Origin of the sequence: Pectobacterium hainanensis (assembly GCF_046237015.1) — a bacterium.
Classification (GTDB): domain Bacteria; phylum Pseudomonadota; class Gammaproteobacteria; order Enterobacterales; family Enterobacteriaceae; genus JBJYIN01.
Map to the genome: position 1 here is coordinate 151,423 of NZ_JBJYIN010000004.1, position 19,674 is coordinate 171,096.

The 19,674-nt window shown below is 47.3% G+C and carries 19 protein-coding genes; 7 read left to right on the plus strand and 12 right to left on the minus strand.

Annotation, left to right across the window (positions count from 1 at the left end; all coding sequences use genetic code 11):
• Nucleotides 1–126: 126 nt before the first annotated feature.
• From ACKPVM_RS05605 to ACKPVM_RS05620, 4 genes are read left to right on the plus strand one after another with little or no spacing between them, the layout of a single operon-like run.
• On the plus strand, nt 127–372 hold the full coding sequence (locus ACKPVM_RS05605) for a FeoA family protein (protein ID WP_409307625.1): 246 nt from the start codon (nt 127–129) through the stop codon (nt 370–372).
• Nucleotides 373–383: 11 nt separating this feature from the next.
• Nucleotides 384–614, plus strand: coding sequence for a FeoA family protein (locus ACKPVM_RS05610; RefSeq protein WP_409307627.1), 231 nt, complete (start codon nt 384–386; stop codon nt 612–614).
• Nucleotides 615–636: 22 nt separating this feature from the next.
• The gene (gene feoB / locus ACKPVM_RS05615; protein WP_409307629.1) at nt 637–2,976 is read left to right on the plus strand and encodes a Fe(2+) transporter permease subunit FeoB; all 2,340 of its coding nucleotides are present in this window, start codon (nt 637–639) and stop codon (nt 2,974–2,976) included.
• A 51-nt stretch (nt 2,977–3,027) separates the two neighbouring features.
• The gene (locus ACKPVM_RS05620; RefSeq protein WP_409307631.1) at nt 3,028–3,255 is read left to right on the plus strand and encodes a FeoC-like transcriptional regulator; all 228 of its coding nucleotides are present in this window, start codon (nt 3,028–3,030) and stop codon (nt 3,253–3,255) included.
• Nucleotides 3,256–3,318: 63 nt separating this feature from the next.
• Here ACKPVM_RS05620 and potD read toward each other — a convergent pair whose 3' ends face one another.
• Genes potD through potA form a run of 4 tightly spaced genes read right to left on the minus strand, consistent with a single transcriptional unit; the run spans nt 3,319 to nt 7,151 of the window.
• A complete protein-coding gene (potD, locus tag ACKPVM_RS05625; RefSeq protein WP_409307633.1) occupies nt 3,319–4,362 on the minus strand; it encodes a spermidine/putrescine ABC transporter substrate-binding protein PotD in 1,044 nt (347 codons plus the stop codon).
• 56 nt (nt 4,363–4,418) lie between these two features.
• The gene (potC, locus tag ACKPVM_RS05630) at nt 4,419–5,195 is read right to left on the minus strand and encodes a spermidine/putrescine ABC transporter permease PotC (protein ID WP_409307635.1); all 777 of its coding nucleotides are present in this window, start codon (nt 5,193–5,195) and stop codon (nt 4,419–4,421) included.
• Nucleotides 5,192–6,052: a spermidine/putrescine ABC transporter permease PotB gene (potB, locus tag ACKPVM_RS05635; RefSeq protein ID WP_409307637.1), complete on the minus strand. Its 861-nt coding sequence runs from the start codon at nt 6,050–6,052 to the stop codon at nt 5,192–5,194. The genes potC and potB overlap by 4 nt, the downstream gene beginning before the upstream one ends.
• On the minus strand, nt 6,036–7,151 hold the full coding sequence (potA, locus tag ACKPVM_RS05640; RefSeq protein ID WP_409307640.1) for a spermidine/putrescine ABC transporter ATP-binding protein PotA: 1,116 nt from the start codon (nt 7,149–7,151) through the stop codon (nt 6,036–6,038). The genes potB and potA overlap by 17 nt, the downstream gene beginning before the upstream one ends.
• Before the next feature lie 492 nt (nt 7,152–7,643).
• Between potA and pepT the strand changes: the two genes are divergently transcribed.
• Nucleotides 7,644–8,876, plus strand: coding sequence for a peptidase T (gene pepT / locus ACKPVM_RS05645; RefSeq protein WP_409307642.1), 1,233 nt, complete (start codon nt 7,644–7,646; stop codon nt 8,874–8,876).
• Between the two features lie 73 nt (nt 8,877–8,949).
• Here pepT and ACKPVM_RS05650 read toward each other — a convergent pair whose 3' ends face one another.
• The 8 genes from ACKPVM_RS05650 to rluE all read right to left on the minus strand — a co-directional run bounded on the left by ACKPVM_RS05650 (nt 8,950) and on the right by rluE (nt 17,083).
• Nucleotides 8,950–10,071, minus strand: coding sequence for a ribosomal protein uL16 3-hydroxylase (locus ACKPVM_RS05650; protein ID WP_409307644.1), 1,122 nt, complete (start codon nt 10,069–10,071; stop codon nt 8,950–8,952).
• Between the two features lie 69 nt (nt 10,072–10,140).
• A complete protein-coding gene (gene phoQ / locus ACKPVM_RS05655; protein WP_409307646.1) occupies nt 10,141–11,595 on the minus strand; it encodes a two-component system sensor histidine kinase PhoQ in 1,455 nt (484 codons plus the stop codon).
• Nucleotides 11,588–12,274 carry a two-component system response regulator PhoP gene (phoP, locus tag ACKPVM_RS05660; protein WP_409307648.1) on the minus strand — a complete coding sequence of 229 codons (687 nt, stop codon included), beginning with the start codon at nt 12,272–12,274 and terminating at the stop codon, nt 11,588–11,590. The genes phoQ and phoP overlap by 8 nt, the downstream gene beginning before the upstream one ends.
• A 217-nt stretch (nt 12,275–12,491) precedes the next feature.
• Nucleotides 12,492–13,862, minus strand: coding sequence for an adenylosuccinate lyase (gene purB, locus ACKPVM_RS05665; RefSeq protein WP_409307650.1), 1,371 nt, complete (start codon nt 13,860–13,862; stop codon nt 12,492–12,494).
• A 257-nt stretch (nt 13,863–14,119) separates the two neighbouring features.
• Nucleotides 14,120–14,746 (minus strand): high frequency lysogenization protein HflD, encoded by a 627-nt coding sequence (gene hflD / locus ACKPVM_RS05670; RefSeq protein WP_409307652.1) that lies wholly within the window; start codon nt 14,744–14,746, stop codon nt 14,120–14,122.
• 2 nt (nt 14,747–14,748) lie between these two features.
• Nucleotides 14,749–15,855 carry a tRNA 2-thiouridine(34) synthase MnmA gene (mnmA, locus tag ACKPVM_RS05675; RefSeq protein WP_409307654.1) on the minus strand — a complete coding sequence of 369 codons (1,107 nt, stop codon included), beginning with the start codon at nt 15,853–15,855 and terminating at the stop codon, nt 14,749–14,751.
• Between the two features lie 162 nt (nt 15,856–16,017).
• Entirely contained in the window at nt 16,018–16,464 is a 447-nt protein-coding gene (locus tag ACKPVM_RS05680; RefSeq protein WP_409307656.1) for an NUDIX hydrolase, read from the minus strand.
• On the minus strand, nt 16,457–17,083 hold the full coding sequence (gene rluE / locus ACKPVM_RS05685) for a 23S rRNA pseudouridine(2457) synthase RluE (protein WP_409307842.1): 627 nt from the start codon (nt 17,081–17,083) through the stop codon (nt 16,457–16,459). The genes ACKPVM_RS05680 and rluE overlap by 8 nt, the downstream gene beginning before the upstream one ends.
• Before the next feature lie 131 nt (nt 17,084–17,214).
• Between rluE and icd the strand changes: the two genes are divergently transcribed.
• On the plus strand, nt 17,215–18,468 hold the full coding sequence (gene icd / locus ACKPVM_RS05690) for an NADP-dependent isocitrate dehydrogenase (RefSeq protein WP_409307658.1): 1,254 nt from the start codon (nt 17,215–17,217) through the stop codon (nt 18,466–18,468).
• A gap of 618 nt (nt 18,469–19,086) precedes the next feature.
• Nucleotides 19,087–19,344 carry a hypothetical protein gene (locus ACKPVM_RS05695; protein WP_409307660.1) on the plus strand — a complete coding sequence of 86 codons (258 nt, stop codon included), beginning with the start codon at nt 19,087–19,089 and terminating at the stop codon, nt 19,342–19,344.
• The last annotated feature ends 330 nt before the right edge of the window (nt 19,345–19,674 follow it).

Below are 19,674 nucleotides of genomic sequence, written 5' to 3' on the forward strand. Positions count from 1 at the left end.
ATTACGGGGCAGGAATATGATTGATTATCGTTATTAGTTTTCTTTAATTCTATCGGATATGCACGATTAAGAAGGCTAAATATCGCGAGTTTAATAGGTAAACATCCGGCAATAAAGGAAACCGCTATGGCACTACAGCTCCAGACATTACTGGATATTCCCCTCAATGTGAACGCGGTGGTTGCGCGTATTCGACTCAGTGGTGAAAACCAGCATCGTTTAACCGAGTTAGGTATCCGTATTGGCGGCCATGTCCGAGTGATTCAGCGGGAGGCGAATCAACCGCTGATGCTCGCCGCTGGCGATGGGCGTATCGCAATTAATTGGGATATGGGTAAACAAGTTTGGGTTTCGCCACAGCAAACCCGATGACGGGGAGGTGAATGATGATTCTGGAAGACTTTACGGTTGCGAGTAAATGGCGTGTGATTGGTTTTCAAAAAGGCGCAGCAGATTATCGTAAGCGTTTGTTAGCGCTCGGTGTGACTCCGGGTGTGGAATTCACCGTATCGCGTGTCGCCCCACTGGGCGACCCCATTGAGTTACGCCTGCGAGGCGCTGCAATCAGCGTCCGTAAGGGTGAAGCACAGATACTGATCCTCGAAAAATGTTGAATAGAACAGACAGGAAATCGCTATGAGTACGCAACCGGTTATTTGTGTGGTGGGAAACCCGAATTGCGGTAAAACCACGCTGTTCAATGTGCTTACCGGCGGCAAACAGACGGTCGGCAACTGGCCTGGTGTGACAGTTGAAAAGAAAGTCGGCCAATATCGTTACCAAAATCAGTCTACCACGCTGGTGGATTTGCCCGGCGTCTATTCCCTTAATCCTTCATCTGAAAGTTCAGAAGATGAACGCGTTGCTCGTGATTACATCTTGTCTGGTGAAGCTGATGTCGTACTGAATATCGTTGATGCCTCCAATCTTGAACGCAATCTTTACCTGACCGCACAGTTATTGGATATGAATGTGCCGATGGTCGTCGCTGTCAATATGATGGACATCGCCGCTGCACGCCAGTTGGAGATTGATATTGCTGCTTTGCAGCAGCAATTAAAATGCCCGGTCATCCCCATAACAGCCAGCCAGAAGAAAGGGATCGATCAACTGCGTCAGGTTTGTCAGAGCATGGTGGCACAACCGGTTACGCCCGATGTGATGATTCCATATGAAGCGCCGTTGCAGCAGGCAGCTCAGGCGATGGCCCAAAAATTCTCCGAAGAGGATGCCAATATCCCCAATCCGTATTGGCTGGCGTTGCAGTTACTGGAGGGCGATGTGACCGTACGTGGTCAGCTTTCTGCACCATTGCTGGCAATGGCCGATGCGCGTGTCGCGGAACTGGTTGAGCACTATGAGGATGAACTGGATATCTTTTTAGCTGATGCCAGATATCAGTTTGTCTCTGCTATTGCTACGGCGGTGATGACTCGCCGTGGTGAAATGTCGGCAACATTAACGGACAAAGTTGACCGCATTGTTTTGCATCGTTTTCTGGGGATCCCTCTCTTTTTGCTGGTGATGTACCTGATGTTTGTATTCACCATCAATATTGGTAGTGCGTTCATTGATTTCTTCGATCAGTTCTTTGGCACGATTTTTGTTGATGGTCTGGGTGAACTGTTGATTGCGATGAATGCGCCCGCATGGCTAAAAACACTCATTGCAGACGGTATCGGCGGGGGGATTCAGACCGTATCGACTTTTATTCCGGTGATTGGCTGTTTGTATCTGTTCCTGTCCTACCTTGAAGACTCTGGCTACATGGCGAGAGCGGCATTCGTGATGGACCGTTTTATGCGCAGCATTGGTCTGCCGGGCAAAGCGTTCGTGCCACTCATCGTGGGGTTTGGCTGTAACGTTCCGGCGGTGATGGCAACGCGCACGATGGAGAAGCACAGCGATCGCATCGTAACTGTCATGATGGCTCCGTTTATGTCTTGTGGCGCACGCCTGCCCGTCTATGTTCTGTTTGCAACAGCACTGTTTACCAGCGGCGGGCAAAATCTGGTTTTTGGTCTGTATCTGCTTGGTATTATCGCGGCGGTTGCCACCGGATTTATGTTGAAAAACACGGCACTGCAAGGTGAAGCGTCAACGTTTGTCATGGAGATACCCCCTTATCATTTGCCGGGGCTGCACAGCGTGCTGATTCGAACCTGGGAACGTTTAAAAGGCTTTATTTTACGGGCCGGTAAGCTGATTGTTATTGTTGTCACTATTCTGGGGTTCCTGAACTCAATGGGAATGGATGGAACCTTTGATAATCAGGATAGCGATAAGTCAGTGCTTTCCGCCATCGGACAAAAAATTGTCCCGGCTTTTGCTCCCATGGGGATCAAGCAGGAGAATTGGCCTGCGGCTGTGGGGGTATTTACGGGGATCTTTGCTAAAGAAGCGGTGGTCGGGACGCTGGATTCACTTTATGGCGCCATGGCCGAGAATCAAAGCGGGGCATCTGACAAACCCGAAACACCTTTTAGTTTGCAGGATGGCATCATCGGTGCTTTTGCCACGATCCCTGAGAACTTCAGTGAGTTAGGTAACGCACTGTTAGATCCGCTGGGAATTGACGTCGGAGATTTAAGCGATACGGCAACGATAGCAGAAGAAAATGAATTTTCGGTTTCATCGTTGACGGTCATCAGTCAAATGTTTGACGGTAGACTGGGGGCATTTTCTTATCTGTTAATGGTTTTGTTGTATGTGCCATGTGTCGCGGCAGTTTCAGCGATTTTGCGAGAAGTCGGCACGGCATGGACACTGTTCTGCGTCGGTTGGACGATTGAGTTAGGCTACGGTACTGCGGTTGTTGTCTATCAGGTAGGACGTTTTGCACAGCATCCGGTTTATTCCACACTGTCGATTGCCGGTGTACTGTGCGCATTGTTGGTGACGGTCCTGTTCTTACGCAGTAAACGTGATTCAGTGCCACCGGTTGCCGTTGTTGGCGGTGACAAACAGTCAGCATAAGCATGTGTGTGATACTTTACTGGCAGGGGAACCTGCCAGTACGGAGGAAATATGACTTTACTTGAGTTGCGTGACTACGTGCGTCAGCAAAAGAAGGCGTCATTGCAAGATATCAGCCAGGCGTTTCATACCGAACAAGGCGTAATCGAAGGGATGATGGACGTCTGGGTACAGAAAGGGAAAGTCCGACTTCACCGAGCGGAGAACAGTGGTAAATGTGGAGGATGCTGTTCCTGTGATAAAGGGATTGGTCAATATTATGAGTGGGCAGGGCCGTGAAGAAAATTGGGGGGCTGGAATAGCCAGACCCCATGTCTATATCCATCATACTTATGGCGAAAATTAACGGCCAGCTTTTAGCTGTTGAAAATAAGTCTCGTACAATGTAGCGGCGCTGCCAACGTCGTTTTGCCACTCACCTTTACCGATCGTTTCATCATCAGGATACAGCGTTTTATCACCGGAGACGTCAACCGGCAGTAGTTTCTTCGCTGCAAGATTCGGTGTCGGGTAACCAATGGTCTCTGCTACCTGTGCGGCAATGTCAGGGCGTAGCAAGAAGTTAATCATCTTCATTGCGCCGTCGACATTTTTGGCGTTGGCTGGGATCGCCAGACTGTCCATCCAGAATATACCACCTTCTTGTGGCCAAATGACGTCCAGTGGCGTACCAGCCTGGCGGGCGACATACGCTGAACCATTCCATACCATGCCCAGGTTTACTTCACCCTCCATAAATGGGTTGCCTGGGTTGTCAGAATTAAACGCCAATACGTTCGGCATCAATTTTTGTAATTCTTTATAGGCTGTTTCGATCTCTTTGGGATCGGTGGTATTGGCGGAATAGCCAAGTTTTCGCAGAGCAATCTGGAAAACTTCTCGAGCGTCATCCGTCAGCAGCAGACTGCTTTTATATTTTGCGTCCCACAAATCAGCCCAGCGGGTGACGCTGGCCGGATCGATTTCATCACGATTAATACCGATCGCCGTGGCTCCCCAAATATAAGGAACGGAATATTCGTTATTAGGATCAAAAGATTTGTGTAATAGATTAGGATCAAGGTTATGGAAATTGCTGAGCTTGCTGGTATCAATTTTTTGCAGCATGCCTTCTTTACTCATTTTGGAAATGAAATAAGTCGACGGCACAACTAAATCGTAAGCGCTATCCTGATAGGTTTTCAGTTTGGCGTACATGCTCTCGTTGGACTCGTAGGTAGAATAGATCACCTTGATACCCGTTTCTTTGGTGAACTGTTCTAATAATCCCGGTGGCACATACTCTGTCCAGTTATAAAAATAGAGCGTTTTACCATCGTTGGCACTGGCGTTGTTCAGCCCTAATGCCAGTGCGCAGGCTGCCAGCAAATGTGACCATTTCTTCATCTTGTTTATCTCCTTAACTATCCCAAAGGTAAAGGGTGAAACGAAAGGTAAAAACATTATTGTCTGGTGCGATCGCGTAAAATTAACTGGCTGCTAAGTACTAAAAGTAATGACAGTATAAGCAAAATTGTCGCCAATGCGTTGACCTCCGGCGAGACACCGACCTTAACCATCGAGTAGATTTTCAGCGGTAGAATTTCATAGGTTGGGCCGGTAACAAATGATGACACGACGACATCATCCATCGACAAGGTGAAACTGAGTAACCAGCCTGCTGCAACGGCGGGCATGGCTAGCGGTAGGATGATTTTGCGCAGAATAATCGCTTCGCTTGCGCCCAAATCGCGTGCGGCTTCCAGCATTTTTACGTCGAACCCTTTCAGACGCGAATAGACTGTTACGACAACGAAAGGCAGGCAAAATGTAATATGGGAGAAGAGTAATGACCAAAATCCCAGTGAGATGCCTAACAGCATAAACAATACCAACAGCGAGATCGCCATGACAATATCAGGCGACATCATGACGACGAATAACATGCCGCTGACAAAAGGCTTTCCCCGGAAACGGTAGCGGTAGAGCGCAACCGCAGTCAGCGAGCCAATGATTGTCGCAAAGGTCGCGGAAAAAACCGCCATGGTCAGAGAATGTTGAGCCGCCTGTAACAGACTGTCGTTGTTCAGCAAACGACGATACCAGTCCAGCGTAAACCCCTGCCAGTTAATGCCGAATCGTGCCTGATTAAAAGAATTCACAATCAGGATGATAATAGGAATGTACAGATAGGCGTAGATGATGGACATAAATCCACCGCGCAGCAAACGTCCAATCATGCCAGTTCCTCTTTCTTGTTCAGCAGCCGGGCGGTTCGATAATAGATGAACAGCAATATTCCCATGATTAACGTTAGGCAGATGCTGGTTGCTGCGCCGAACGGCCAATCGCGGATGTTAAGGAACTGGCTTTTAATCACGTTACCAATAAGCAAATTTTTGGCTCCACCCATTAGGTCGGCGACAAAAAACAGGCCCATGGCGGGTAATAACACCAGCAAACAGCCAGCAATGATCCCTGGCATGGTCAGTGGGATCACCACTCGAATAAAAGCCTGCCATTTATTGGCACCCAGATCGCGAGCTGCCTCAAGATAAGCGTTATCCAGTTTTTCAATACTTGAATAGAGAGGCAGCACCATAAACGGCAGAAGGATGTAGATCAAACCAAGTACCACCGCTTCTGAGGTATACATAATGCGTAGCGGCGTATCAATTATTCCTGTCCATAGGAGGAATTCATTTAAATGTCCGCGCGTGCTCAGAAATATTTTTAGTCCATAAATACGAATCAGCGAGTTTGTCCAGAAAGGCACAATCAGCAGAAACATCATTAATGGGCGTATCCGCTCAGGTAGCCGAGCTAAAATAAAAGCGAAGGGGTAGCCTAATATCAGGCAGCAAAGCGTCGCGATAACAGCCATATTCAGTGAATGCAGCAATACCGAGGCATACATGGGATCGGTCAGACGAGTGTAGTTATCCAGTGTCAACACCAGACTGATCAGATCGGTATCATCACGCGTCAGGAAACTGGTACCGATAATCATCAGATTTGGCACAAAAACGAATAGAGCCAGCCAGATGACAATAATACTGATAATCGTGTTCTGAAAGCGTTTACGCGGCTTCTTCATCGTGTAGAACGACCTCCCAGCTTTCGACCCAAGTGACGGCAACCTTCTGATTCAGCGAATGATCGAAATCTGGATCGTCTTCATTAAAGAATTCGCTGACCATAACCATTTTGCCGTTTTCCAGTTCAATATTAGATTCCAGCGTCATGCCTTTATAGTTTCTTTCGCGTACGTATCCCACCATGCCCTCGGCCTGAGTGCCGTCATTAATTTCTTCCACCCGTAGATCCTCGGGCCGTAACAAGACATTAAGATGTTGGCCGGCATGAACGGGGAAGTTGACCGTAATGACGCACTCGTGCTCCTCAACCTGAGCTCGTACTCGCTGCTCATCTATTCGCGCTAAAACAATGGCGTCGAGGATGTTGATTTCACCGATAAAACTCGCGACAAACAGATTTTTGGGTTCTTCATAAATTTCACGCGGTGTGCCGTCTTGTTCGATATGTCCATCGCGCATGACCACGATGCGGTCTGACATCGTCAGCGCTTCTTCCTGATCGTGAGTAACGAAAATAAACGTAATGCCTAGCGTACGTTGTAACGCCTTTAGTTCGTTCTGCATCTGTTTGCGCAGTTTGTAGTCGAGAGCAGAAAGCGATTCATCCAGCAGAAGAACTTTGGGTTGATTCACGACCGCTCTGGCAATGGCGACTCGCTGCTGCTGCCCGCCGGAAAGTTGATGGGGACGGCGCTGTGCCAAACTTTCCAATTGCACCATTTTTAAAGCGTCGAGTACGCGGGGCGTGATTTCTGCGGCAGGTGTTTTCTGCATACGCAAACCGAAAGCCACGTTATCGAACACGCTAAGATGGGGAAACAAGGCGTAACTTTGGAAAACGGTATTCACATGCCGATGTTCTGCGGGTTGGTGGGTGATATCCTGTTTTTCCAACATAACATGACCGCTATCGACGGTTTCCAGACCGGCAATTAACCGCAGTACGGTGGTTTTACCGCAGCCAGAGGGACCAAGGATGGTCAAAAACTCACCGTTATTAATAGTGAGATTAAAATGGGAGATGATGGATTTACCATCAAAGCCTTTATGGACATCGATCAATTCGACGACCGGCGTAGCGGGAAAATTATCTTTCATTAAGGTATTGCTCTGTTTCCAAGTATGGCGTGTCCGCAGTAAATTTGCAGTTTCATGCCAAGGGTTATCACCTTTCAGCTTACGAGCTTCGTTGAGGGCGGCATTTTACGGGAAACAATGCGTAACGCCAACTTGTGTCGCTTTACTTCGGATTAGTGTGCCGATGATGTTGGGGGGAAATGGCAAAAAATTGCCTTGAAATATTTAATTATTGTTTTGTTTATGTGATTTATTTGTGACTGGTGAACGTCGGCGATAACGCGGTGACGTTGCTATTAAAAAATGAACGGTGTTATTAAAAATACGGTTATCAAAAAACATTATTATCAAAATAGATTGTTATAAGAGAATCGGTAGGCCATGGATTCCTTCCTGTCGCGCATTCTGGTGTGCTAGAGGAATGGACGTTAACACAGTAAAAACTGACCTGACGCAATATCTGCGTTGATAGCCGTCTCCATAATGAAAAACAGGGCTCAGGGGGCAACCGAGATGGATAAGTTACTCGATAGGTTTTTAAATTACGTATCATTTGATACTCAGTCAAAATCCGGTGTTCGGCAGGTTCCGAGTACGGAAGGTCAACTTAGGCTGGCGCGAGCATTGCAGCAGGAACTGCTGGAATTGGGATTTGAACAGGTTACGCTCAGTAAAAATGGCTGTGTAATGGCAACGTTACCTGCAAATGTTGCCTGGTCTGTACCGACCATTGGCTTTATTTCTCATATGGATACGTCGCCTGATTACACGGGTAAAAACGTTAATCCCCAAATTCTGGAAAACTACCGAGGTGGTGATATTGCGTTAGGCATTGGCGATGAGGTGTTATCGCCGGTGATGTTCCCGGTATTGCATCAACTACTGGGGCATACGCTGATAACCACTGATGGGAAAACGTTGCTGGGCGCGGATGATAAAGCTGGAATCGCTGAAATTATTACCGCAATGATGCGGTTAAAGAAGCGACAAGTGCCGCATGGCGAAATTCGTATTGCGTTTACGCCCGATGAAGAAATTGGCAAAGGCGCGCAGTTTTTTGATGTGAAGGCATTTAATGCTCAGTGGGCCTATACCGTCGATGGCGGTGGTGTCGGGGAACTGGAGTATGAGAATTTCAATGCGGCATCAGTGACCGTAAAGATTGTCGGTAATAATGTCCATCCCGGTAGCGCCAAGGGCGTGATGGTGAATGCGTTGACGCTGGCATCGCGTTTTCATCAGGAAGTTCCCGCAGATGAGTCTCCTGAGAATACCGAGGGTTATCAAGGGTTCTATCATTTACACAGTATCAAAGGCGTCGTCGAACGTGCAGAAATGCACTATATCGTGAGGGATTTTGAACGGGCAGGCTTTGAACGACGTAAGCAAAAGATGATTGATATCGCTGAAAAAGTTGGCGATGGCCTGCATCCGGATTGCTATATCGAAATCACAATAACCGACAACTATTACAATATGCGCGAACAAGTGGAACAACATCCGCATATTATTGCGTTGGCCCAGCAGGCGATGCGGGATTGTGACATCGAACCCATTCTCAAGCCCATTCGTGGAGGAACTGACGGAGCGCATCTGTCATTCCAGGGACTACCGTGCCCAAATTTGTTTACCGGCGGTTATAATTATCATGGAAAACATGAGTTTGTGACGTTGGAGGGGATGGAGCAGGCGGTGTCAGTTATTATGCGACTTGCTGAACTGACCGCACAGCGAGCCAAGCAATAATAAACCCCTACAGGATAGGCCAAGGCGAGGAAAACCCCGCTTTGGCCTAAGCAACGGATGATGATCTGAGGGACTAATCAGCAAAATACCAGTAGCCGCTGTTAACCAGGATCGTCAGTTGCGCAAGGAACGATGGATCATCTAACGCGCTTCCCAGCATCGTTGCATCCACTGCATAATGTTCTGCCAGTGCGAATGCGGCTTGTTGATGTGGCGTATCAATTTTTTCACCGTTAACAAAACAGTGAGATCCGACACACAGAACCCGCAGGCCTCCTAGCCGATGCAATTGTTCACCCTGTTGTAAATATTCATAAATCTCATTGGCCTGATAAGGCGGTTCGGGTGGTGCGATATCTAGTTCATGACGAGATTGAGAAATAAACTCCCCAAACCAGTTTTGAAAGTGTTCGGGTTGTTGGACCAGTTCCAGCATCATTTTTTGTAATGCATCCACTTCTTGCGGCAAGATCGTTGCCGGGTGAACTCGTGATGGAATCGACGGGTCGCTGTAGCGATGACTACCCAACTCGCGCGAAAGGACATAATCTGCGAAACCACTCACCAGTTCACGGGCATTCGGTGCGCGGAAGCCAACAGAGTAGTTGAGCGCATTCTCCAATGAATAACCATCGTGCGGGAATCCTGGGGGAATATACAGAATATCGCCAGGTTCCATTTCTTCATCAATGATGGCATCGAACGGATCAACCTGTAGCAGATCAGGGTGAGGACAATGCTGTTTCATCGGGATTTTTTCGCCTACGCGCCAGCGGCGACGACCCGTTCCCTGAATGATAAATACATCATACTGATCCAGGTGTGGACCTACGCCACCGCCGGGAACAGAAAAAGAAATCATCAGGTCGTCCATACGCCAGTCCGGTAACTGACGGAAAGGGCGCATCAATGCAGAAGAGGGCTCATGCCAATGGTCAACAGCCTGAACCAGCAGGGACCAATTGGTTTCTCCCAAATGGTCAAAGCTTTCAAATGGGCCGTGACTAACCTGCCAGCGGCCATGATTATGGCTGACCAGACGGCTATCGACTTCATTTTCCAGCGCCAGGCCTGCAAGTTCATCGGGAGAAATTGGATCGATAAAATTTGTGAAACCATTTTTGATAATGGTCGGACGCTTTTGCCAGTAACGTGCAAGAAAATCCGGCCAGTCAAGATTGAGTTGATAGTCCATACCCTGTTTCCCAGAAAGCAAGAAGGCTGGAGGCAATTATAGCGGAAGCGCTGTCGCCTGTATGGACTTTCATCTCTCATTCTGACTAAGATTTTGGCGGGAAAAAATAGCTTCTACCCGTGCTCCCCCCAACTTGCTATCGCTGATGAGAATTTCTCCCTGATATTGTTCAATGATTTCAGCCGCAACGGACAGGCCAATCCCTTGACCTGGACGCATTCGATCGGCCCGTTGTCCACGTTGGAAAATCATTTCCCGTTTACTGGCCGGAATGCCGGGGCCATCATCATCAATGATCAGATGAAGCCGATGATCGGAATGTTGAGCGCTAATCTCGACAAACTCGAGACAATATTTGCAGGCATTATCCAGAACGTTTCCCAACACTTCCATAAAGTCATTTTTTTCGCCAATAAAAGCTAATTCAGGCGAAATATCTAACGTCAGAACAACCCCTTTGCGTTGGTAGACTTTATTCAGGGCAGAGCAGAGACCATCTAACATGGCGGGGACAGAATGAACTTCGCGTACCAGCATTGGGTGTTCTGAACGAACACTGGCGCGGTGAAGGTAGTAGCCTATTTGTTGTGATATACGACTGATTTGGGACAACATGATCGGCTCGGCCTGATCGATGTTAATCTCTTTGCCCGTACGTAATGCTCGCAAAGTTGTTTGTAACACCGCTAGCGGTGTTTTCAGGCTGTGGGTCAGATCGGTCAACGTGGTTCGATATTTATGATAACGCTGGCGCTCGTTATTCAATAAGATGTTCAGATTTCTCACCAGACTCAGCATTTCCCTCGGCGGATTTTCATCCAGTTGATCCCGTGTCCCTTTTTCTAATTCAGCAATCTGTTTGACCAAATTTTTAATGGGCCGCAGGCTCCAGTGCGCCGCCAGCCAGAGCAGTGGGAGAACCAGTACCAGGTTGGCTAACAACACGTAGCTAAACCATTCCCAAACGACATCTTCCTGCTGTAACTCTTGTGGAATTCTGTCGACAACAACAATTGATAAAGGAGGAAGATGTTCGGTTCGCGGATAAACATTCACCGCGATCGAGTGAGTGAGTGCCTGACTATGTACGCCATTGAGGGCGCGCAAGCTGTTTAGCAGCAACGTATTACCTGTTAGCACCGCACTGCTGGTGTTACTGTCCGTGTCCAGTTCATGGTAAGCGGTTTTTTGTAGCCATTCGGGGTTAATGAGCGCTTCTAGTTCGGGGACTTCCTTCTCTCGCCAAAGAATATTGCCCTGTTGGTCGTAAATCAGCACCAGAGTAGGGAAATTGATATCGACATCGGGGGGCGTCACGATATTGAGTTGATTATCTCGCCACTGCGCCAGACTGTAATAAAGGTTACTTTCACCTCTCAGCAGGCGAAAAGAGGTTTTATCAAAATTAACACTGTAACCGATAATAGCAACGATGCCGTAAGACAACGACAACGCGAGAACGATGGCAACGGTCGCCAATAAAAAGCGAACGCGCAGTGAAAACGGCGGTTTTGATTTACTCATTTTGTGTCGTGGTATGGTCGAAACGATATCCTTGACCGCGAACGGTTGTGATGACGTCGGGCGCTCCGGCATTTTGTATTTTCTTGCGTAAACGCCCCATCAAGACATCAATGGTGTGGCTTTCACGCAACTCTGCATCAGGGTAGAGCTGTAACATCAGCGATTCTTTGCTGACAACTTTACCACTGTGGCGAATCAGCGTTTCGATAATCGTGTATTCAAATGCAGTGAGTTTGATCGAAGCGCCGTGGATCATCAGCTCTCGTCGTGAAAGATCGATCTCGAATGGGTCAATCCGAATTAATTGCGAAGCCAGTCCACTGTTACGTCGCATTAGCGCTTGTAGTCGGGCAGCAACTTCTTCCATGTGGAACGGTTTTGTGACGTAATCATCAGCCCCTGCTTCCAATACGGCGACTTTATCTTGCCATCCTTCGCGTGCAGTCAAGACCAAAATGGGCAATTTAATCTGCTGTGAACGCCAACGACGAATTAAGCTCATGCCATCTTCATCGGGTAATCCGAGATCGACAATGGCAATGTCTGGCGTATTTTCATGTAAAAAATAATCGGCTTCTTTTGCATCGGCAGCCGCGTCAACCTGATGTCCCATTTCATTCATCTGAACCGTCAGATGGTGGCGTAGCAAGACATTATCTTCGATGACCAGAATGCGCATGGCGATTTCCTCTGTCAAACAGGCAACATGCGCCTGAAGTAAAACGCAACTGACGAATCGTTATGATGTAGAAAGTGCATTAATCGTATTCGTTATTTGGAATATATCAAATTATCCACAGTGATAATAAACCGGAGATAAACAGTAGGGAAAAGTGAAAGGAAGACGTTAGATAAGTAAAAAGGCGGACGCAGAGTCCGCCTAAGCAAAAGAGGGTTTATTTCAGTTCGTCGACCAGTTTAATCGCCCGGCCAATATAGTTGGAAGGCGTCATCGCTTTCAGGCGAGTTTTCTCTTCCTCCGGTAGCGCCAGCCCATCAATAAATGTCTGAATACCAGCCGCGTCGACACGTTTACCACGTGTCAGTTCTTTTAGTTTTTCGTAGGGTTTTTCAATCCCATAACGACGCATCACGGTCTGGACCGGCTCTGCCAGCACTTCCCAGTTATGATCCAGTTCATCGGCGAGGTGGTCGTGATTCACTTCCAGTTTGCTGATGCCCTTAAGCGTAGCCTGATAGGCAATCAGCGCATAGCCCACGCCAACGCCCAGATTACGTAAGACGGTGGAATCAGTCAGGTCACGCTGCCAGCGAGAAACCGGGAGTTTACTGGCTAAATGGCCCAGAACGGCATTGGCAAGCCCCAGATTGCCTTCTGAGTTTTCAAAGTCGATTGGGTTGACTTTATGCGGCATGGTGGAAGAACCAATTTCTCCCGCAATGGTTTTCTGTTTGAAGTGATTCAGGGCAATGTAACCCCAAATATCGCGGTCAAAGTCGATCAGAATGGTGTTGAAACGCGCGATGCAGTCGAACAGCTCGGCGATGTAATCGTGGGGTTCGATTTGTGTGGTGTAGGGGTTCCAGGTAATACCCAGCGATGTCACAAAGCTCTCACTAAACTGATGCCAATCAACGTTAGGGTAGGCGGCGATATGTGCGTTGTAGTTACCCACAGCACCGTTGATTTTACCTAAGATTTCTACCTGCCGGAGTTGGCGATATTGGCGTTCCATGCGGTAAGTTACGTTGGCGAATTCTTTACCAATCGTGGATGGTGTCGCTGGCTGACCATGTGTGCGGGAAAGCAGTGGGATATCGCGATATTGGTGCGCCAAATTAGCCAATGCATCAATAATTTTACGCCACTGTGGCAATATCACATCACGGCGAGCGGTATCCAGCATCAGCGCATGGGAGAGGTTGTTAATATCCTCAGATGTGCAGGCGAAGTGGATAAATTCGTTCACGGCATGTAATGCCGGAACTGCCGCGACCTTTTCTTTTAGAAAGTATTCAACGGCTTTAACGTCATGGTTGGTAGTGCGTTCAATGGTTTTGATGCGTTCTGCATCCTGCACGCTGAATTCGGCGACAATTTTGTCAAGGAAAGCGTTTGCGTCATGATCAAATGCAGGAACTTCCCGGATTTCTGCACAGGCTGCCAATTTTTGCAGCCAACGTACTTCAACCTGTACGCGGAATTTCAGCAAACCGAATTCACTGAAAATGGTGCGCAATGTGCTGACTTTATCGCCGTAGCGTCCATCAATGGGGGAAACAGCGGTCAGTGAGGATAATTCCATCGCAAGCAACTCCTGGGATTGATTTTAATAAACAGTTTTTCAATAACCGATTGATTTAAATGACTTGTTCGTTTCTACAAATTCGTTTTTACAAAAAAACAGGTAGAAAGGTGGTTAATGCCTTTCTAACGCTGTTCTCCCCGCACCGGCAGGGAGGGGTATCTGTCAGAACATATCGCTGTTTTTATAACAGTGAAGCTTATAACAACGAAAGCTATAAACAATAAGAACGGATAGGCGTTCTGAATTTATTGTTATCAGCAACGGGCCAGTATCTGCTTTGCTTCTTTAACCAGATGACTACGGGAAAACATCAGTTGAAGACGTCCTCCGCCAATCTGCTGCCACAAAACGGCTGAGCGAATACCAGCCAGCAGAACGGCACGCACTTTAGCCTGAACCTGACTGTTTTTCAGTATCTCAGGAGAACCTGTTACCTGGATACGAGGCCCTAACGCACTAATGACATCAACGTAAATGCCCGCTAATGCGCCGATGATCGTATCAGAGAGCAATTCAAAATGCTCTAATTGGCGTTCCAACTGTCCGATGCGTTGGCCGAGTTCGTTCAGCGCGGCGGGTTTAGCATGCAATTTTCGCTCAAGCGCTATCAGGCTAAACGCGTAGCGGGACATGTCGGCGCCTGGGCCTTTTGTACTGGTGTTGAGAATACCCAGCAACGTTTCCAAACCGATTTTGAGATGGTTTTCAGTATCACCATAAACAGCTAGCGTAGACGTTGGGTTAACCACCAGGATACTGCTCAGCGAGACGTGTAAAACGTTGTTATCACAATTGCCAGTATTTGCCAGTTGTTGCACCAAATGGGCAGACTGGCAAATACCTGCCAGTGCCAGGGTTATATCATGATAGTTCTTCGCCACAATCACTCCTGTAAGCGTTCTTCAATGATGCCGCCACCAAGGCAAATCTCACCCGAATAAAAGACGGCCGACTGCCCAGGGGTTACCGCAGCGACGGGTTCATCAAAGCGAACCGAGATGCGATCTTCACCAAATGGCGTGACCGTACAAGGAATATCAGCCTGACGGTAACGTGTTTTAACGACACAGCGTAACGTTGTAGTCAGTTCCTGACGGTCAACCCAATGCAATTGCTGGGCGATTAATCCGTAGGACATCAGGCGAGGGTGCTCATGCCCTTGGGCAACATACAGAATATTATGGGCAACATCTTTGTCTACGACATACCATGGATCTTCGCCACCGTCTTTGACACCACCAATGCCCAGCCCTTTACGTTGTCCGAGCGTGTGGTACATCAACCCTTGGTGTTGCCCCATCGGTTTGCCATCGTCAACGGCCAGAATGGGACCCGGTTGGGCTGGCAGGTAACGAGCCAGAAAGTCGGTGAATTTACGCTCACCGATAAAACAAATCCCGGTAGAGTCTTTTTTCTTAGCCGTGACCAACTCTAACTGCTCCGCAATTCTGCGAACTTCCGGCTTCTCCAATTCCCCCACGGGGAACAGGCTTTGTGCAATTTGCTCGTGGCTTAATGTATAGAGAAAATAACTTTGGTCTTTATTGCCATCAACACCGCGTAGTAACCGGGATTTACCATCAACATCCTGACGGCGGACGTAGTGACCGGTTGCGATATAATCTGCGCCGAGGTCTTCAGCGGCAAACTCAAGGAAGGCTTTGAACTTGATTTCTTTGTTGCACAGAATATCGGGATTCGGTGTACGGCCCGCTTTATATTCCGCCAGGAACAATTCAAATACGTTGTCCCAATATTCGGCGGCAAAGTTGACCGTATGTAGCTCAATGCCGAGTTTGTCGCAGACGGCTTGAGCATCGGCAAGATCGGTTGCGGCAGAGCAATACTCCGTGTCGTCATCCTCTTCCCAATTTTTCATAAACAGGCCTTCAACATGATAGCCCTGTTGCTGTAACAGGTAAGCGGAAACGGATGAATCAACACCGCCGGACATACCGACAATCACTTTTTTCTGGCTGTTATCTGACATGGACGTCTCACGAACTGAAATACTTACCCAGCCACCTTTTAAGGCGCAGATAGGTTGGTGCGTTGCGCTTGAAAAGGCCGGGTATACATTAAAGCAAAAACAAGCGACGTATTTTAGCATGATGCGTCAAGGCCTGCATTGCTATTCCTGACGCATTACGGGCTAAAAAGGCCAGTTAAAGGCTTGTAGTAGGGTTAAAGGGTAACGTTCTGGCTGCTGATAGCAGCGGATACTCTCGGCGACCAGTGGAGAACGGAGACAAGATGATTGCAGAATGTCTTCTCTCGTCAGCCAATGGCAACACTCAATATCACTGTCGTGAGGCTGTGTTTCGACGCGGCTTGTCAAATCAAGAGCGAAACAGAAACGTAAGAAGGGTGTCTGATCGGGCGCGATCCATTGATGCAGACGTAAAAAACTCTGCGGGACGGCGCGAATTCCGGTTTCTTCCCATAGCTCCCGACTGGCTGCCTGAATCAGGGTTTCATTTGCTTCCAGATGTCCAGCAGGTTGATTCCAGAGTCGCTTATCGTTAATTAACTCTTCAACTACCAGAAAATGATTTTCAGCCTGTACGACACAGGCTACGGTAACATGAGGTTTAAACATCAGTAATTTCCTTCCATTCTCCGGGTAATAAATCTTCCACCGTTTGATTAGCCATACTGTAGCGGATAAGGCGTAAGGTAGGGTAACCGATATGCGCGGTCATACGGCGAACTTGGCGATTCTTCCCCTCATGGAGGGTGATTTTCAACCAGCAGTCAGGGATATTTTTCCGTTCTCTAATCGGAGGAAATCGTGGCCACAGCCATGCCGGTGCTTCAACGATCTCAATCCCTGCGGGGAGCGTTTTGCCGTCTTTTAATGATAAACCTCGACGAAATTGTGACAACGCATCCTCATTCGGAATCCCTTCAACCTGAACAAAATAGGTCTTTGCCGTTTTTTGTGCGGGTTGTGTGAGTCGGGCTTGCAGTTGACCGTCATTGGTTAAGAGCATGAGCCCTTCACTATCCCGATCTAACCGCCCGGCAGCATAGATATCACTAAAAGGAATGTAATCTTTCAATGTCTTACGTCCCATGTCATCAGTGAACTGAGGTAAAACATCAAAGGGTTTATTGAACAGCACAACACGCCGGGAAATGTTCTCCTGATGCTTTTTTCTTGCTGTTCGTGAGCTGAAGCGTTTAACTTTGTGATTTTTAACAGGGATTTTATTCATCATCTTTATCATAGCGAGTAACAAAGGCATTATACTCGAAATGGTTTGCGATTGGCGCGGGCTGAATATTCAAGTAGTATTGACACGCATCTTACAAGTCATTAACAAAATTGCGCTCGAAGGAGAGGTTAATGGAAAGCAAAGTAGTTGTACCGACAGAGGGTCAAAAGATCACGGTTGATGCTCAAGGAAAACTGGTTGTCCCTAATAATCCGGTGATTCCGTTTATTGAGGGCGATGGCATCGGTGTCGATGTGACGCCTGCGATGATCAATGTTGTGAACGCCGCGGTAAAAAAAGCCTATCAAGGTAAGCGCACGATTTCCTGGATGGAAATTTATACCGGTGAAAAATCCACACAGATTTATGGTAAAGATGTTTGGCTGCCGGAAGAGACACTGGATCTGATTCGTGAATATCGTGTGGCGATTAAAGGCCCACTGACAACGCCCGTTGGTGGCGGTATTCGCTCCCTTAACGTAGCGCTGCGTCAACAGTTGGATTTGTACGTTTGCCTGCGTCCGGTACGCTACTATGAAGGTACACCGAGCCCGGTGAAACAGCCTGAACTGACGGATATGGTGATCTTCCGTGAAAATGCGGAAGACATTTACGCCGGTATTGAATGGAAAGCGGGTTCTGCTGAAGCCGACAAAGTGATCAAGTTCCTGCGTGAAGAAATGGGTGTTAACAAAATCCGTTTCCCTGAACAGTGTGGTATCGGTATTAAACCGTGTTCAGAAGAAGGGACGAAACGCCTGGTTCGCGCTGCGATTGACTATGCGATTACCAACGATCGTGATTCTGTCACGTTGGTACACAAAGGCAATATCATGAAATTCACCGAAGGCGCGTTTAAGGACTGGGGCTACCAGTTGGCGCGTGAAGAATTCGGCGGTGAGCTGATTGATGGCGGCCCGTGGGTGAAAATCAAGAATCCGAACACCGGCAAAGAAATCGTAGTAAAAGACGTGATTGCCGATGCATTCCTGCAACAAATCCTGCTGCGTCCTGCTGAATATGATGTCATCGCCTGTATGAACCTGAACGGTGACTATATTTCTGATGCGTTGGCTGCTCAGGTTGGCGGCATCGGTATTGCACCGGGTGCAAATATTGGTGATGAATGTGCGCTGTTTGAAGCGACTCACGGAACCGCACCGAAATATGCTGGTCAGGATAAAGTAAACCCTGGCTCAGTCATCTTATCTGCTGAAATGATGCTGCGTCATCTGCAATGGTTCGAAGCGGCTGATTTAATTGTTAAAGGCGTTGAAGGCGCGATCAAGAACAAGACCGTGACTTACGATTTCGAACGTCTGATGGAAGGCGCTAAGCTACGGAAATGCAGCGAGTTTGCGCAGGACATCATCGATAACATGTAATTGTGTTTATCGCAGATTAAAAAATTGGGGCCTTTATTTCTTGGCCCCTCTGTTTTTTCAGAGGATATTTCCTGTGAATATTCTCTTCCGCTATTAACAATATTTCAAATCTTAATTGTTCGCCCTGACGGGGGCCGCAAGCCGCGTTCAAATTGACTTAGCCAATTGGTCTGTCTTTACTTGCCTCAGTGACCTACATGTGTTTCATCTGAAGATGAAATAAGAGACGCCTGTCTCTTGTTTGCGGCTAGTCATGGGTTGGGCAAATTAGTTTCAAACTAATTTGCGTGCGATTGATGTCTTTACACAACTCAAATTATTCTGGACATATATTATTTTCCCGGTTTTATCCGTAGATTGTGCTAAAAAATTATACCTTATCTACTTATTACACGATTCTGTTGAGTCACGCGATATTATCAAAAAACCTAATAGCGCTTATTCTCTTATTGTTTCATCTTATCTCTCTTGTCGATTTGTTAAAACGTGGATTTAACTTGATCTAAATCACAATCTGGCAGTATGTATTTTGTTCTTATGAAAATCCCGCTGTGGGAAATCATTCATTAATAAGTTTTATTTAGCATGTTAATCGCAATATGCGGTGGAGGTCGTTGTATGTCTGTCATTCATACGTGTTTAAGTCTTTTTGGTGGTGACACGGTTATTGTTAAATGCACTAATGCTTTTGAAATTCAAATGGTTAATGAGAAAAGGGAAGAGAGCGACACGGATTTAAGAGCAACATCGGGGTTTATTAGCTATCGAGCAGAAAATGAGATTTATTTAACGGTACCGTATACGGGTGATTGGGCTTTAATTATTAAAGCTCAAAATGATACCCCCGAACATTCGATAAGCTATTTTCCTGCCTGATAAATGATCTTTAGCAATATTTATCAGATAGGCATCCGGGTGAGGCACTCCTCATACTTCAAGTTGCATGTGCATTGGTTGCGTTTGTTACTCAACTCATCCATGAGCCTCAACCCGTTATTCGACCTTATGACCTCACCCCTTCGGAGTCAGTGCAAGCGCTGTTCAAAAACGCTTTGCCGTTTTTGTCCTGAAACTTGAATTATTTAGGGTATATATCCCAGTGTTATACCAAGGTATTGTTTCGAGGTGCCGTTTCTCCGATTCTCTTCCTTTTTCTTTTATGCTATCTGCATAAAAGATACCCAATTTAGCATGTTTTCTAACGAT